This is a genomic window from Nonomuraea sp. NPDC026600 (assembly GCF_040638335.1).
Lineage (GTDB): Bacteria > Actinomycetota > Actinomycetes > Streptosporangiales > Streptosporangiaceae > Nonomuraea.
The window spans coordinates 1-15,633 of sequence record NZ_JBEZYD010000052.1; the positions used below are offsets into that span (position 1 = coordinate 1).

At 69.4% G+C, this 15,633-nt stretch carries 8 protein-coding genes; 3 read left to right on the forward strand and 5 right to left on the reverse strand.

Going from position 1 to position 15,633, the window contains the following annotated elements; all coding sequences use genetic code 11:
* Positions 1 to 1,012 precede the first annotated feature (1,012 nt).
* The gene (locus tag AB0F17_RS59140; protein ID WP_358043973.1) at positions 1,013 to 2,536 is read left to right on the forward strand and encodes a hypothetical protein; all 1,524 of its coding nucleotides are present in this window, start codon (positions 1,013 to 1,015) and stop codon (positions 2,534 to 2,536) included.
* 204 nt (positions 2,537 to 2,740) lie between these two features.
* On the opposite strand, the gene AB0F17_RS59145 is transcribed toward AB0F17_RS59140, so the two are convergent.
* Entirely contained in the window at positions 2,741 to 5,617 is a 2,877-nt protein-coding gene (locus AB0F17_RS59145) for a tetratricopeptide repeat protein (protein ID WP_358043976.1), read from the reverse strand.
* Positions 5,618 to 5,713: 96 nt separating this feature from the next.
* Here AB0F17_RS59145 and AB0F17_RS59150 point away from each other — a divergent pair, with 96 nt between their 5' ends.
* Complete coding sequence (locus AB0F17_RS59150; RefSeq protein ID WP_358043978.1) at positions 5,714 to 6,919, forward strand: hypothetical protein; 1,206 nt, start codon at positions 5,714 to 5,716, stop codon at positions 6,917 to 6,919.
* Positions 6,920 to 7,006: 87 nt separating this feature from the next.
* Here the strand turns inward: AB0F17_RS59150 and AB0F17_RS59155 are convergent, their stop codons facing one another.
* Together AB0F17_RS59155 and AB0F17_RS59160 are read right to left on the reverse strand one after the other, a co-directional pair.
* Positions 7,007 to 8,389, reverse strand: coding sequence for an FAD-dependent oxidoreductase (locus AB0F17_RS59155; RefSeq protein ID WP_358043981.1), 1,383 nt, complete (start codon positions 8,387 to 8,389; stop codon positions 7,007 to 7,009).
* Between the two features lie 96 nt (positions 8,390 to 8,485).
* Positions 8,486 to 10,477: an FHA domain-containing protein gene (locus AB0F17_RS59160; protein ID WP_358043984.1), complete on the reverse strand. Its 1,992-nt coding sequence runs from the start codon at positions 10,475 to 10,477 to the stop codon at positions 8,486 to 8,488.
* 311 nt (positions 10,478 to 10,788) lie between these two features.
* Between AB0F17_RS59160 and AB0F17_RS59165 the strand changes: the two genes are divergently transcribed.
* On the forward strand, positions 10,789 to 13,191 hold the full coding sequence (locus tag AB0F17_RS59165; RefSeq protein ID WP_358043987.1) for a hypothetical protein: 2,403 nt from the start codon (positions 10,789 to 10,791) through the stop codon (positions 13,189 to 13,191).
* Between the two features lie 328 nt (positions 13,192 to 13,519).
* Here the strand turns inward: AB0F17_RS59165 and AB0F17_RS59170 are convergent, their stop codons facing one another.
* Together AB0F17_RS59170 and AB0F17_RS59175 are read right to left on the reverse strand one after the other, a co-directional pair.
* On the reverse strand, positions 13,520 to 14,704 hold the full coding sequence (locus AB0F17_RS59170; protein ID WP_358043990.1) for a DUF2786 domain-containing protein: 1,185 nt from the start codon (positions 14,702 to 14,704) through the stop codon (positions 13,520 to 13,522).
* 113 nt (positions 14,705 to 14,817) lie between these two features.
* The gene (locus AB0F17_RS59175; RefSeq protein ID WP_358043993.1) at positions 14,818 to 15,537 is read right to left on the reverse strand and encodes a DUF4429 domain-containing protein; all 720 of its coding nucleotides are present in this window, start codon (positions 15,535 to 15,537) and stop codon (positions 14,818 to 14,820) included.
* Positions 15,538 to 15,633 lie beyond the last annotated feature (96 nt).

Consider the following 15,633-nt stretch of genomic DNA (forward strand, 5'->3'; position numbering starts at 1 on the left):
CCGTCTACCAGGGGTTCTTTGCTTCGTCAGGCGAACGCCGAGCTCGCGATCATGCTGTGACCAGCGGACCGCCGTCACGAGGGTGAAAAAGGTTCAGTGTGCCCCGGCAGCGAAACCGGCAACGACCGCGAGTCGGCAGCGCGGGCAAGAGCAGCGCGAGATCTCTCTGGAATGGACTGCGCCAGGTACGACGTTCTGCGAGAAAACCCTCGCCCCTTGAAAATGACGAACGCGACTACAGCACCATCCGCCCCATCCCGGCAGAACTACTCGTGAGCATCGGAATCCAACCGAACCCATCACCGCCTCGACCTGCCGAAAGCACCATCGAGTAGCAAACCGCCGCCATCACGGCCATTGGCGCCCTCAGCTTCATGGGCAGCAGTTCGTTCCTCGCCACCGATCTCCGCGTATCAGACGAGACTGCGCCTGCCGAAATTCCTTCCATGCAGGTCAAGTGGCATGTGGGTACTCGTGAAGGACGCCGCCGAGCCAGCCTCTTCGGCGTATGGTCAGGTCGGTGATTCGCTTGGAGCGGTGTTTGGGCCCGGGGCGGGACGCCGCGGGGCGGTTGGGGCTCGGTGCTGGTTGTAGAAGTGTTCGTACTCACGCAGGGCGTGCCGTAGGGCCATTATCAGGGACTTTTCCATAATCTCCAGCGCGGCCTTGGTCTTGGCCAGCTCACGTTCGGCCTTCTCCGCCCGCGCCCGCAGCCGTTCGTTCTCCTTCTCGGCTTCGTTCTTGGCCGTCTTCGGGCCGGACGGCTTGGCCGCCAGCGCGTTCAGTGCGCCTGCGTCGGCAGGCCTCGCGCCATTCGATGATGTGGGAGTGATAGAGCCCCTCGCGTCGTAGTAGTGCGTCCTTGGCTCCCCGGCTCGGTCGCCGCGTCGTAGGCCTCGACCATCACCAGCTTGTACTCCGGCGTGGGCCAAGCGAATGGCTCTCACTGGGAACCGTCCGGCAACCTCATACCCGGTGCCGGAAGCGATCCAACCGTGCCAGAGTGATCTGCATGATCCCCGCACACATCCCCGACGAGCCACCGCTCATCTACGCCGACAGCTTCGACGTACCGGTCCTTTTCCGTAACGGACCTGCGAGGAAGCCCACGAGGCAGTGGCGGACGGCCAAGCACGAGTTGTGGGCGCGGTCGGGCGGGTTTCCGGCGATCGACGGCTGGTACGTTTCGACGACCACCTGGCGGGAGATCATCAAGGCCGCCGTTGAGGTCGGTCGCGACGTCACGCCGCACTTGCGGAATCAGCCGCGGTATGCGCACGGGGAACTCGTCGCCCGGGTTGCGCCGCTGTACGCCTATCTCGGCATGCACCCCGTCATGCCTCAGTACCCCGTACGAGGCACCAAGGGCTGGCGTCTGACCCTGAATCCGGTGTACGCGTACGGCACCGAGCGCAGCGCGAAGAACGCAGCCGGCTACCGACTGGGTATGACGATGACCGAGTGGGCCTGCCGCTCACTGCTGGGCCTCGGCCAGACCGAGCACCTCGAACTTGGTGGGCCGATCCGCGCCCTGCGCAACACGTTCAGGGATCCGAAGGAGAAACTGCCCGACCTATGGGGGCGGCACCAGACAGAGGGCCTGTACTGGCTGATCGAGGCTAAGGGGGGCGACGTGGGCCTCGGCACCCTCCGCAAGGGGTGGGCGCAACTGGCCGCCGGCAGCAAGATCCTCGGCTCGTACACCCACCGCACCGTCCTGATCGGAGCGTGCGCGAGGCCCGGAGACGATCTCTTCCTCACCATCGACCACGACCTGCACCCCGGACAGCCGCCGCGCACCCCGGCCGGATTCGATATCGACGAGTCAGCGGTCGGCCTGGGCAGCCTCGAAGACAATCTCGGCGACAGCGACGACGCGCTCATCGGCGCGGCCCGCGCCCAAATGCTCACCTACCTGGCGCTGCGCTCCGCTCCCGCCTCGCAACTGCGCACCGTGCTCGTTCCCGCCGACCGCGCGTCCCGTCATCGGCGTTCCGGGCTGATCACGCCCCTGGAAGGCGACGACCTCACCCGTGCGATGCGGGCCGATGCCCGAGGAGCAGCGCGCCACATCGAGCGGTACGCCCTGCGCGCCCGTATCCGTTCCATGGGCCTCGACGACTTCCTCACCTGCCGCATCACCGGAACCGAGGTTAACCTCGGCATGTCTCGGAAGCTGTTCGCCGCCTGCGAGCGCCTCCACGAGGAAGACCTCGCCATCGCCCAGCGCACCCCGGGGCTGCGCGCCGAGGACCAACTGGCCGATGACCAGGAACTCAGCGACGACGCTCAGGAAGAACAGCGACTCACCCAGCGGCGGATCTTCCGCGAGCAGCAGGAGGAAGCCCGCCCCCAGCTACGCCCCCGGCTCCGCGACGCCTACGAGCGGGGAGCGACAAGCGACTGGAGTGATCTGCTGGGCCGTCCCCAGGAGCCACAACTCGACTTGGAAGGCGACGAGGGACTCCTCGAAGCGGCGACGCCGGAGACGTACCTGGCCGTCAGCGGCTACGGCCTGCCCCCAGCACTCGCCTAGCTACTAGGGTTCGCACCCGGAGAAAAATGCCGGTCTCAGCCAGCAGCTGGATTAAGAAGGCATCCGGGCATGCCGGGACAGGCCGAGCAGCACGACGATCTCCTCATCTGACAACCCACTCACAGCCCGGCACCGCGACCCGGAGCGTGATCGTGCGGGCCTCGTCCGGTCACGCCGCAACCGCCCTCTCACACCTTGCGGTCCTCAGCCGAGGCTTTCGAGTGCGGCGGCGGCACGCCCGCGCTCGTCCTCGTCGCCGGTCTCGGCGGCGATCGCCAGCGCCAGCCGGTGCCGCTGCGCCGCCTCGCCGTCACGGCCCATGGTGCGCAACGCCTCACCGATCGCGTTGAGGACACTCGCCTCACCGTACCTGTGCTTGGTCGACTGGAAGATCTCGAGCGCCTGCTCCAAGTGCCACAGGGACTCGTCGAATTTCGTCTGACGGCACAGGGCGGTGCCGAGGTTGCTCAGCGCGGTCGCTTCCCCGTCACGGTGCTCGATCTCGCGGAACAGGCTCAGCGCCTCGCGCAGTTTCGCGACGGCAAGCGTGTCCTCGCCCAGCGAGCTGTAGATCTGGCCGAGGTTGGACAGGGCGATGGCCTGCCCGGCACGCTCGCCGAGCGTGGCGAAGATGTCGTGCGCGGCCAGGAAGCGTTGCGCCGCGTCGGTGTGCTCGCCGATCGACTCCTCGAGGTTGCCCAGGTTGGTCAGCGCCGCCGCCTGGCCGAAGGGGTCGTCGATCTCGCGGTAGAGCGCGATGGCCTCGCTGTGCCGGGCGGCCGAGGAGGCGAACTCGCCGAGGCGTTCCTCGATGATGCCCAGATTGGACAGCGAGCGGGCCTGGCCGTGGCGGTTGGCGGTGCGCCGGCACAACTCCAGCGCCTCGCTGAGTTCCTCGACGGCCGAAGCGTACCGGCCGAGCAGCCGCAGGATGACCCCGGAGTTGGTCCGCAGATGCGCCTCGCCCTCCAAGTCTCCTATCCTCCGCGCGGCCTCGACGGCGCACTCGTAGATCGACAGGGCCTCGGTGCCGTGCCCCGCCTCCAGGTAGCGGTGTAACGCGGCGGCAAGGGTGACCGCCCGCTCCGGCCGTCCCTGCCTGACCGCGAACTGGCAGATCATGCCGAACGATGCCAGCTCACTGTCCAACCACGACAGTGCCTCGCCCGGCGAGAGGGCGACGCCGCTGGGCTTGAGGGCGAGCCCGGCGTGCCGCCAGCTCCCGCTCCACCCGGGGTAGAGGGTGTTGCTCGCCTCGACGGCGGTCCCGCAGAAGTGCTCCAGCAGCCTGTCCGTGGCCGCCTGCCGCTCGGCCTCGCCGTCCATGGCAAGGCTCATTTCGGCGGCGTACGCACGCAGAAGGTCGTGAAACCCGTAGCGCCCCAAGGCATCGCATCGCAGCAGGTGCGCCGAGGCGAGCCGGTGCAGAAGCCGGGCCGCGCCGATCTCGTCGACGTCCGACAGCGCCGCCACGCAGGCCAGCGTGGAGTGCGGCGCCGGGTTCAGGCTCAGCAACCGGAACAGGCGCTGCGCCTCGGCGTCGAGCAGCCGGTACGAGCAGCCGAAGACGTGCCGGATCGCCGCCCCGCCGCCCGGGTCGAGCAGATCCAGCGGTCCGGCCCGGTGCAGCCGCGTCACCACGCCGGCCAGCGGCAGGTGCGCCTGCGCCCCGGCGTACTCGGCGGCCAGGCGCAGCGCCAGCGGCAGGCGAGCGCAGATGGTGGCAAGCGAGTCGACGCTGTCGGGATCGGCGCCCGCCCGCTCGCCCAGCAGCCGGCGCAGCAGGTGGACGGCGTCGGTGCGGGGCAGCAGGTCCAGTTCGATGCGGTGCGCGCCGTGCAGGGCGACCAGGGTGGCCAGCCTGTCCCGGCTGGTGATCACCATGAGGGTGTCGTGGGTGCCGGGCAGCAGCGGACGTACCTGCTCGGCCGTGGCCGCGTTGTCAAGCAGCACAAGCAGCCTGCGGCCGTCGGTCTCGGTGCGCCAGCGCGCGGCCCGTGACTGGGTGTCGGCCGGAATGTCCTGATCGGACACGCCGACGGCGGTCAGCAGGCGGCCCAGCGCCTCGTGCGGGGGCAGCGCGTGTTCGGCGTCGTCGCCGCGCAGGTCGAGGTAGATGCGCCCGTCGGGGAACAGCTCGCGGTTGTGGTGACCCCAGTGGACGGCGAGCGCCGTCTTGCCCACGCCCGCGGTGCCGCAGACGACCGCGATCCCCGGTGGGCGGCGGGTGTTCGCGGCGTCGAGCAGGGCCAGCTCGTCGGCGCGTCCGGTGAAGTCCGGCACCAGCGCCGGGAGCTGCCGCGGAATCCTTGGCACACCACGGCTTTCCCGCTTCTCAAGCAGCTGCCGGTGCGCCCGTTCGAGCTCCCCGCTCGGCTCCACGCCCAACTCCTCGGCCAGCACGCGGCGGGTGGCCTCGTACCGCTCGAAGGCGATCGTCCGCTGGCCCGTCGCCTGGTACGCGCAGATCAGCGTGGCCTGCACCGCCTCGTCGAGCGGGTTCGCCGTGCCCTGCACCGCCAGCGCGGCGATGACCTCCGCGGCGTTGCCCGCCCGCAGCATCAGGCCCCAGTAGGACAGCTGCGCGCGGCGGCGCTCAGCCTTGAGGCCCCACACCTTGGGGTGGCCCTCCAGCGCCGGCACGTCGCACAGGGGATCGTCGCCCTCCCACAGCCGCAGCGCCTCGCGGAAGAGCGCGGCCGCTCGCGCCGGGGCGCCGTCGCTTCCGGCCTGCTGCGCGGCTGCCACCGTACGCCGGAAGCGCAGCAGGTCGAGGGCGCCCTCCGGCAGGCGGAGCAGGTAGCCGTCGCCGACGGTGGAGAGCACGCCGCCCTGGTCGCCTGGGTTGTGCCTCGGGTCGAGCAGGCGGCGCAGGTGTTTGGTGTAGGTGTGCAGCATGTTGACCGCGCTTGACGGCGGCCGTTCGCCCCACAGCGACTCGATCAGCTCCCGGCGGGTGGTCAGCCGCCCGGCGTTGAGCGCCAGGACCCCCAGCATCAGGCGGCGGGCGGGCGGCCCGGCATCGACCTCGCGATCATCGTGCCACACCCGCAGGCGGCCAAGCACCTGGATGACAAGCACGGCCACAGTGTAGTGGCGATGTTCAGTGAAGATCCAGAGCCTGTCCAGAGGCTGATGATCTCCTTCGCCCAACGCTCTTCCACGAAGGGAGTACCCATGGCCAGATGGAAAGCGGGGATCGCGAGCGTCGCTTTAGGACTGTTAGCCCTGCTCGTCCCTGCCACTCCGGTGACGGCGGAACCGGACAAGCCCGCACCGGAACCCGGCGTCGCACAGGAGTGCGGCGCCGACCTCAAACAGCACGCGGCCAAGCTCGCCGCGACCGGGAAGTCCGGGACCGCCACCTGTATCCGCAAGCAGGCGAGGAAAGCCGACGCGGTCAAGACCGGCGCCGGGATCGCCGCCGACATCTGTGGCGGGAGCCCCACGCTGAGCCGGACGGCCGCATGCGTGATCGAGGACGGCATCCTGCTCATCATCACGGTGCCCAACGGGGCCGTCATCGGCTCGATACAGTTCACCGTCTCAAGCCTGACGACCCTCGACTACAGTTCGCTGAGCTGGGGCCAGTCGTGGCACTACCAGGCCAACTCCGTCGCCGGCCCGGCGATCCCGGCGGTGCTCGACTCCTTCGTCTACGCCGAGCCGGAATGCCTCGCCAGTTGCACGGTGTCCAGAAGCGGGCTGGTCGGCGGGTCAGCGCTTCCGGGCCGCATCCACTCGGCCACCACGTACTTCACCAGCCCGCTCAGCGGCTACAAGTGGAACGCACACGGTGGGATGAGGTACTGGTTCGCCAACTCGGCTTGGGTCAACCCGACGACGAACGCCTCGATCACGGCGCCGGCCGTGCATCGCTGCGACGACGCGCTGCCCGGTTACCCCGAGGGCTGCGTCTACGACTCGGTCCGCCCGGTGCACGACGTCCTGTCGTATCGCTATCCGTCGTATGCCCGCCACCTCCAGTACGCCATCAACTACTTCAAAATGACGAACATCCTGACCAGGACCCAGAACCAGACCATCATCGACAACAACTACAACACGGCATGCCCGCCGGGGTACCCCAAACCCACGACTCCGGGAGTCTGGTCCTGCGACGAGTACCCCTTCAAGTCCACCTACAACGGCGCGTACTCCCAGCCCTACGGCCGAAACATTATGTTCATCGATTGGAACACCGGGGGCGGATACGACTGCGGCGCGTCGTGGCTGTCGATCCGCGCCCCCAGCGACTCCGGCGGCTACAGCGTCTGCATGATTTCCTTGGCGGACAACGCCGGCGGCGGATCCGACCTGAGCTCCTTCTACTACAAATCCCGGGTCCTGGACGGGGACCAGTTCCAGGTCCGCGTCATCTGACCAAGATCGGATAACTTGCCTGGCAATACACCGCTTCACCGGCCGCGGGAGCGCGACTTGCCAGGCAAGAGTCCGCGCTCCAGTGGCTTACAGCCGGTCGGCCAGCCGCCGGGCCGCGACCTGTACGATGTCCCACGCGGTGGCGAACGGCGGCGCGTAGGACAAGTCAGACCAGGCCAAGTCGTCAACGGTCGCGCCGTGCCACAACGCGGTGGCAACGGTGTCGATACGTTTGCCCGCGCCACGCCCGCCAACGATCTGCGCGCCCATCAGCCGGTGATCCGACGGCGCTGCCAGCAACTTCACCGCGATCGGGTCGGCCTCGCTCATGTAGCCGCTGGCCGTGCTGCCTTCGGTGACCAGGGAGGTCACCTCGATGCCGGCGGCGGCGGCCTCACGCTCGTTCAGACCGGTGCGGGCGATCTCCAAGTAGGTCGGGCCCTCAGAGAATCGGGTGATCGCGGTGCCCAGCACGCCGCCGAACCGCAGCGCGCCCGGTGTGACGAGGTTGGTGCCGACGATCCGGCCCTGTTTGTTGGCATGAGTGCCGAGCGGCATGTAGGTCCACGTACCGGTGAGCCGATGCCGGGTCTCGCAGCAATCACCGGCGGCCCAGATCCCGTCGGCCAGGCTCCCGTCCGGCTCGGGTCGCAAACCGCCATTCGGGCCGCTCGGCAACTTGTCGAGGTCAAGGTATCCGGTGTTCGGTGTGATCCCCAGCGCCAGCACGACCAGGTCCGCCGGATGGCGTTCGCCTTCTGCTGTGTACACGCCACGCACTCGTCCGTCCGCCACGTCCAGCCGCACGACCGGTGAGCCGACCACGACCCGGACTCCCGCCTCGTGCATCCCCTCCTCGATTCGGGCGGACAGGTCCGGGTCCAGGGAACTCATCACCCGAGTCCGGGTGATCACGGTGACCTCGTAGCCACGCCTCCTGGCGGCCTCGGCCATCTCGACGCCGATGTAGCCGCCACCGGCGACAACCACCCGGCCACTTCCCTTGGGCGGTCTCATGAGCAGGTCCAACCAGGCAGCGCCGTCGGTGAGCGTTTTGACCGGCGCGACGCCGGCATAGCGTTGCCCTGTGCTGGGGTCGACGGCCCAGTCCGGCACCACGGCCGACGCACCGGTCGCGATCACCAGCTCGTCGTAGCCCAGCACCTGCTCACCGTCGGCATCCTGGTAGGTGACGGTGCCGGCCTGCCGGTCGATCCCGGTCGCGGTGGCGCCGAGCCGCAGGTCGATCCCGGCTGCCCGGTGCTCCTCCGCGGTGCGGGCCACCAGGGCGCTGCCACTGGACACGTCTCCGGCGACCCAGTAAGGGATGCCGCAGGCGGAGTACGACGTATCGCCGGTCGCCTCCAGCGCGGTCACAGTCAGCTTGGTGCCGGCCGCCCGGATCGCCTGGTGCGCCGCACTCATCCCTGCCGCATCGGCTCCGATGACCAGCAGACGGGTGGCGCTCACCGGGTCACGTCAATCGAGGCCATGGCCCGGAGCCTATCCAGCTCGGGACGGAGGTGGAGCCTTCGCGAGAAGCAATGATCTGACCTGAGGCGATGTCTACCGGGGGGTCTGTGCCGTTGGCTGTGGCGATCGGCTTGTCGGCCTGGAGATCAGCCTGGTGTGCTGCTCGCGCTCGCTGGCGAGTCGTGGAGCCCACACGGGTTTTCCATCCGAAGCGGACGCGGGCTCCTCGCGGTAGAAGATGTCGATATCGACCTCTTCACCGCCCATGACCACTGTGTCCCACGCGTCGCTGATGACCAGGATGCGCAGAGTCTCAGCCGACAGCCGGCCGAGGTGGGCACGCAGGGCGGCGTCGTCAGGCAGGCCGGAGACGCGCTGTGACAGACGGCCCCGGACGATCCCGAGCCGGTTCATCAGCGTGTCGATGTCCGCCGCGACCTGCGCGTCGGAACTCGGAGCGCCCTGCGGGCCGGCGCAGCCTCTGGCGATGTTGTCCTTGATGGCACAGGTGACGCCGTCCTCGTCGGTGGTGACCATCGCCTGCCAGGCACGGCTCTTGTGCCGGTACTGGAGCATCGCCATGGCCGCCTCGTGGCGGATGAAGTCCGCGTCGCGGAAGGGTCGCCCGCGCCAGGCCTGGCTGAGCGACCGGGCCAGAGAGATGACCGAGGCCAGCCCGCTGTTGAGCCCACGACCCGGCCAGAAGTGGATGGCGTTGGCGGCGTCGCCGAGCAGGAAGCCGTAGGTGCCTGGAGCGGTGGACGTAGGGGCGTGCAGGCGCGCGGTGAAGCGCGGCCGCTGCACCATGTCGAGCCGGAAGGCGGTGACGGCGCTGAGGTTGTGCTCGGCCACGCCGAACATCGCCAGCCCTTCCTGCACCCGCCGCCACAGGGCGGACCCTTTGATCAGGGCGGGCAGGAACAAGGTGCCGTGAGTGGAGCAGTGGAAGTCTCCGTCATCGGTACGGCCCATCATGCACGGGTTGGCGGCGACACACTCCTCGAACACGCGACGGACGGGATCGATGCCGATGACCTCCTGGGCCTCATCGTCGGTGAGTCGCATGTTGAGGAAACCCTCGCCGCCCAGGGCGTTGAGCAGGTAACGGTTCTGGGCCACGGTCAGCAGGACCGACATGGCGTCAGGAAGGTCGGACTTGACGCGTAAGCCCAGCACGACATCCTGCAGGTGCTTGCCGTTCAGGGAGTAGATCGAGCTGTCGGCGGTGCCGAACTTGCCGGTGAAGTGCTCCCGCGTGCGCGAACGGCCACCCTCGCAGATGGCGAGGACATGATCCTGCTTCGCGCTGTCGCCATGCTCGTCGGGATCGAAGCGGATGGGGACGAGCCGGATGCGGTCGGACTTCTCGCCGGCCATCTCCAGGAGCGTGTCCTCGATGTAGGCGATGCGGAGGTTGCGCGGGGCTTGCCCTCGGATGGAGTCGGGGCCGGGCGGCCACATCTCGGAGTACGTCCCGGACCTGAACAGCCGAGCCTGCACCGGGCCGGGGAGATTCAGGTATTGGCGGCTCTGAACCGTGACGACCTGCTGACGCCGTACATTGCCCTGATCCTGCCCTTTCCACACGACCTGAGAACCGTCCTGGGTCCAGCGGCCGTCATAAACAGTTACGACGACCCGTGATCCCATGAGGTGCTCCAGGAGGAGCGCGAAGCTCAGCCCGACGGGCCCACCGCCGGAGACGGTCACCCGGAGTACCGGCCCCGCATTGACCGATGGGGCGGGTCCGCTCGCCTGCGGCAGCGAGGCTGCGCCGTAGATCGTCGCGACGTCATCGGAGGGCAGGAAACGGAACTGCTCGTCGCCGATCGTGATCAGGTCGCCCGGTTGGAGCACCTGTGAGGTGACGTGTCTGCCGTTGACCAGCGTTCCGTTGCGGCTTCCCAGGTCGTACAGGATGTAACGCCCTGCCTCGTGGCGTATCTCGGCGTGGCGGCGCGAAGCTCGTTCGCTGGAGAGCACCACGCTGCAGTCTTGCCTGCGGCCGAAGGTGGTCGGCATGTCACCGAGAGGGAAGTGGCGGTCGGCTAGGGGGCCGTCGTGTCCGACGATGGCAGGGGGCATGATGCCTTCCTTATCGCGCAGGAGATCTAGCCATCGATGAGTTCAAGTCCATCATGTGCGACCAGAAGCAGCCGCGTAAGTGAGAAGTACGCACATCGGCGGCTGGGACTTCTCCTACCGGGCCAGGCGGACCGGGGCTTGCCCAACGTGTCCGGTTCGGTGGCCACGTCTCGAACGTTGCTCCCCTACATCGCCGGGCTGTCGCTCGTGATCCCGGTGATAGTGATTAGCAAGGACGTCGTGGTGATATCTGGGTCATCTCGACAGGCTAAAACGGAGTTGGAAGTATGAGATGTCCGGACTGCGGGGCGATGTTATCCGGAACCGGGCCCCAGGAGCCGGAGTGCCCGAGGTGCGCGCTGCCTCTGCAGGGGCCCGCCGCGCACGAGCTCTGGCAGGTGGACCGGGCTCTCGCCGGGCTGGGGGATCAGCAGGCGCGGCTGCGGGCCCGCCGTACGGAACTGCTCGGCGTCCTGCGCGCGGGCGCGGCGGGTCAGGGGGCGGCAGGCGCGGATGCCGTGGGTCAGGGGCCCGCGGGTGCGGCGTCTCCTGATGCGGGCGCGCTGCCGCCGTACCCGGGAGCGGCGGCCGGGCTCGGAGCTACGGGGCCCGGTGCCCCGTCGGGGGAGGTTTCCCCGGGCGTCGCGAAGAATGTCCTGCTCATCCTCGGCGGCCTGCTGCTGACGGTGGCGGCGGTGGTGTTCACCGTGGTGAGCTGGGGGTGGCTGGGCATCGGCGGGCGCGCGGCCGTGCTGGCCGCGTTCACCGCGCTGGTCATGCTGGCGCCGGTCCTGCTGATCCGGCGCAAGCTCACCGCGACGGCCGAGACCGTGGCCGGGTTCGCGGTCGCGCTGCTGCTGCTCGACGGCTACGCGGCCAGGCGGGTGGGATTCCTCGGCGTCGACGCCCTCGACGCGTTGCACTACACGGCGGGGGTGTTCGGGCTCACAGCGCTCATCCTCGTGTTCTATGCCCGGGTCACCCGGCTTCGCGGACCTGCTCCGGTCGCCGTGGTGCTGGCGCAGCCGGTCCTGCCACTGCTGGCCGGCGACTTGTCGGCGACCTGGCTGGTGTCCATGCTGGTGGTCACGGCGGCGCTGGACGCCGCCCTGGTCCGCTACGGCCGGGGAACGGTGAGGGTGACGTCCGCCCTGGCCGGCAGCGGGGTCGCAACCCTCGCCCTGCTGGGCGGCGCGCCGTACGCGCTGGGGTCCCCATCCGTCGGTCAGGCCCTGGTCAGGTCGGCGCCGCTGGTCGCGCTGGCTCTGCTCGGCGGGTTCGTGACATGGCTGCTGGCCAGGCCGGGCAAGGCTGAGAGAGAGATTTGGGCCTCTGCCGTTTCCGTCGGAACCGCGCTCACGCTGATCGCCGTGCCGGCCGCGTCGGCGCAGCCGGCGCTGGACGGCCTGGGCGCGGACTGGCATGCCCTGGCCTACCTCGTCCCCGCGCTCGCGGTGGTGCTCGCTGCCGCCTGGCTGCCCTGGCGGAGGGTACGGCTGGCGGGCATGGCCACCGGTGGGCTGGTGGCGCTGCTGACCACTCTGACGCTGCTGCCTCGGCTCCTGGCCACCCTGACGGCACCGTTCGCCTGGCTGGACGTGCTCTGGACAGGCACGTGGAACGGACGGCAGTGGCAGCCGTTCGAGATGGCGTCGCCGGCGGACGTGGTGGTGCTGGGCACGGTAGCGGCCGGGCTCCTGGCGGCGGCCGTGCGCGGCACCGGCGGGCGGCCGAGGAAGGCCGCGGCGTCCGGCGCGCTGGTGTCCGGGGCGCTCATGGTCGCGGTCTCCACCCAAGCCCTCGCGATGCCCTACCCGGCCGCGGTGGCGGTGCAGGCGGTGCTGGCCGTCGCGCTGGGGGTGGCCGCCACACTGGGCCGGACGCCCTGGTGGGCGGTGGCATGCGCGCTCGTCGCCGGTCCGGCCTCGCTTCACGCGGCGGCGTACGCGTTCGGCAGCGAGTCGGCGACGCTGATCGTGCTGCCGATCCTGGCGATGGCCGCCGCCGTGGCTCTGGTGGCCAGGCTGAAGGAGCTCCGGGTCTGGGGGCTGGGCTTCGCCGCGCTGTTCCTCGGGCTGGAGGCGGTGGCGGTGGGGTTCTCGCTGGGACTGCGCGTACTGGTCGCGGCGAGCGTGGGATTCGCCGTGGCGGGGGTGCTGGTGCTTCTCATGTCGCTGTGGGCGGGCTCGGCCGGCCGAGGCGGCGTGAACGGCCTCAGGTACACCGGTGCCGCCCTGCTGTTGCTGGCCTCGTGGCTGCGGTTGGGGGCGGACGAGGTCACCGTCGTCGAGGCGTACACGGTGCCGTGCTCGCTGGTCCTGCTGGGATCCGGCTGGTGGCGACGGCGCGGCGCACCGGTTTCGTCCTGGGTGGCCTATGGTGCGGGCCTGTCCTTCACGATGCTGCCCAGCCTGGTGGCGGTCTACTCGGACACGGAATGGCGGCGGTCACTGGCGCTCGGCGTGCTGGCGCTGGCGGTGCTGTTCGCTGGGGTCCGGTTCCGGCTCCAGGCGCCGACGGCGGTCGGAGCCGTCGTGGTCGCCGGGGTCGCGGTGCGGGAACTGGCCCCGTACGTGTCGGAGATGCTCCTCACGGTGCCGCGCTGGGTGCCGATCGCCTTGGGCGGGTTGCTACTCGTGGTGGTCGGGGCGACGTACGAGGCCCGCATGATGGACCTACGCCGGTTGCGTGACACCCTGACGGCGATGGGTTGATGTTTCCACCATCGAAAGAGGATCAGATCGTCTTCGTCAGTCAGCCTGGCGGTCGCCCTCACGACGCTCCAGCCAGGACGTCGCAGGGCAGGTCCGTCGTCGGCTGATGGCCGTTGGATGGGGCGGAGGTCTCGTAGTAGTCCGAGCGCGGTACAGAGGCGCGTACATGGCAGGCCAAGCTGCACCGTTGGACGATCGAGGATGCAGATCGCGGGTTTTGTGATGTGTTCAATCTCGTCTGTGATCCCGCGTTCCTGCTGATCGCTTGGCAGCGGGCGCGGGGTAATCGGGGTGCCCGGTCGGCCGGGGTGGACGGAGAGAGCAGGCGCTATCGGTCTCGCGCCCCGAGGCTGGCCTGATCGGCGGCGGTACGGCCGGCCGCCCAGCCCTCCCGGTCCCAGGACGTGCGGACCGCGTGCGAGACCAGGTTCGGGAACATGCGCTCGACCGCCTGCTCCAGCTCCTGTTCGCGGGCCGCCAGCACCGGCACCAGGTCGGTGCCCCGGCTGGCGCTCTCCAGCGAGACCGCACTCGCCGTGGCCTCGGCGAGCCGCTCCCCGATCCTGGAGGCGAACGCCGACAGGAACGACTGGCGGAACGTCTTGTTCCTCGACAGGCCGGTGCCGTGCTTCTTGGTGCCCGAGTTCACCAGCGCGGTCTGCGCCTGCACCAGCAGCGAGGTGAACAGCACCTCCACCCAGGACAGGTCCGCCCAGAACCCCAGCACGGTGGCGAACCCCAGCTCCTTCGACCAGATCACCCGGCACCTGTTGGCCTCGGCGATGAGGTCGAGCAGCACGGCCTTGGGCTGCTCGTACGGCGCGTCGATGCCGACCCGGATGCCCGCCGGGGCCTCACCTCCGCCTGGCTGTGCGTCCAGCATCGCCGCGTCGATGCTGTACTTCGCCATCAAGCTCTGCGCCGCCGACGTGAACGTCTCCGCCTCCGCCTCGTACGGCGTCGACTCCGCCTTGGCAAGCAGCGCCCGCACCCGCGTGAACGTCTTCTCGCTGACCGCGTGCGAGCGTGCCTGGACCGTACAGCGAGCGGCCCCGGGCCGCGGGCTCAATGACTCCAGCCGCGGCAGCCCGGCCAGCAACCCCAGCAGCTCCAGCCCACCGGAGACGGTCACCAGTCGGCTGGCCCCGTCGCGTGCCTGCCGCGCCGCCAGGTAGCCGCCCTTCCACCACACCGCGGCCTCCAGGCCGGCGAGTTGGTCGCGCCAGCGCTCATCCACCGTGGCCGGCGCGTAGGCCCGCATCTCCCAGGCGATGAGGTCGGCCGCCGCCCGCCCGTGCCAGTCGGTCAGCCGCCTGGCCGCGATCCTGACCACGTCGGCGGGCTGCCAGCCGTTGCGCCACAACCCCGAGATCGCCCGGGTCACAACCTCCACCAGCACGCGATCGGCGTCGTCCCGGTCGGCCAGGAAGGCGGCGGCGGAGTCGAAGGCTGCCTCATCCTCGCGGGCAAGGGCCTCCATCGCCGCGCCGATCAGCTCATTAGCCTTACTCACACGTGCCGTCCATCTTGAAGAAAGTCCGCCAGAACCCTACCGCGACGAAGCCTCGTCCCCTGCTCACCGGCGCGGTGGAAGGCGGCGAGGTCCTGACCGACCCCGGCTGACACTCAGCCTTCCGCCGCGACCTGTTCGATCATGGGAGCTTGTACGGCGGCCAGCACGGCGGCGGCGAAGGGCAGGGAGTGATGCGTGGCTCCCCAGCCAATGCCGAACACCACGGAGGCGGGATCGTTGTTGGGGTTGGAGAGGGCCTGGTGCCCACGGATGCGCAGCCGCAACGACCCGCGAGCGTCCTCCAGCGCATTCCACTCGACGCCCTCGATCTCGGTGATCGGGTAACGCCGGTCACCTGCCGTGTACTTGGCCGGGGAAGCCGCGGACGAGAACCAGGTGAAGGTGACAGCCTGCCCGTCGAAGGCGGCCTCACCGTCCAATGCCCTGAAACTACGCGGCACCGAAGGACCGGCGATCAGGAACCGCTCAGCCGGACCGCGCTCGGACAGGGCCGCGCGCATCTCGTCGGCATACTGGTCGGCCAGCGTCTTCGTGGCGGCGGGCAGCACCAGCCGGTACGGATCGAGCGACTCCTGGAGCTGCCCCGTTGCCGCGGACATGACCGGATCGGCTCCCTCCCGGGGAACCACCCGCAACACCACCCTGCCGCGTGCACCAGGCTCCACCATGACATCGGCCAACGCGTGGTACGGCACGAACCGCTCACCGAGCTCCATGCTCAGTTTCGACGCCTTACCCGGCTCAGGCGTAATGCGCAGCCCCCCGTCCTCGAACTCCCACGCGCAACCTCGCCCCTTCAGTACGTCACCCATGCAAGCAAGGATAGGTGCCCGAACACTGGCGGCTGCGCAGACGGGCGGCCACCGCGACGAGCGCCCGCCGGCCCCGGCACCTGCCAGGGCCCCGCC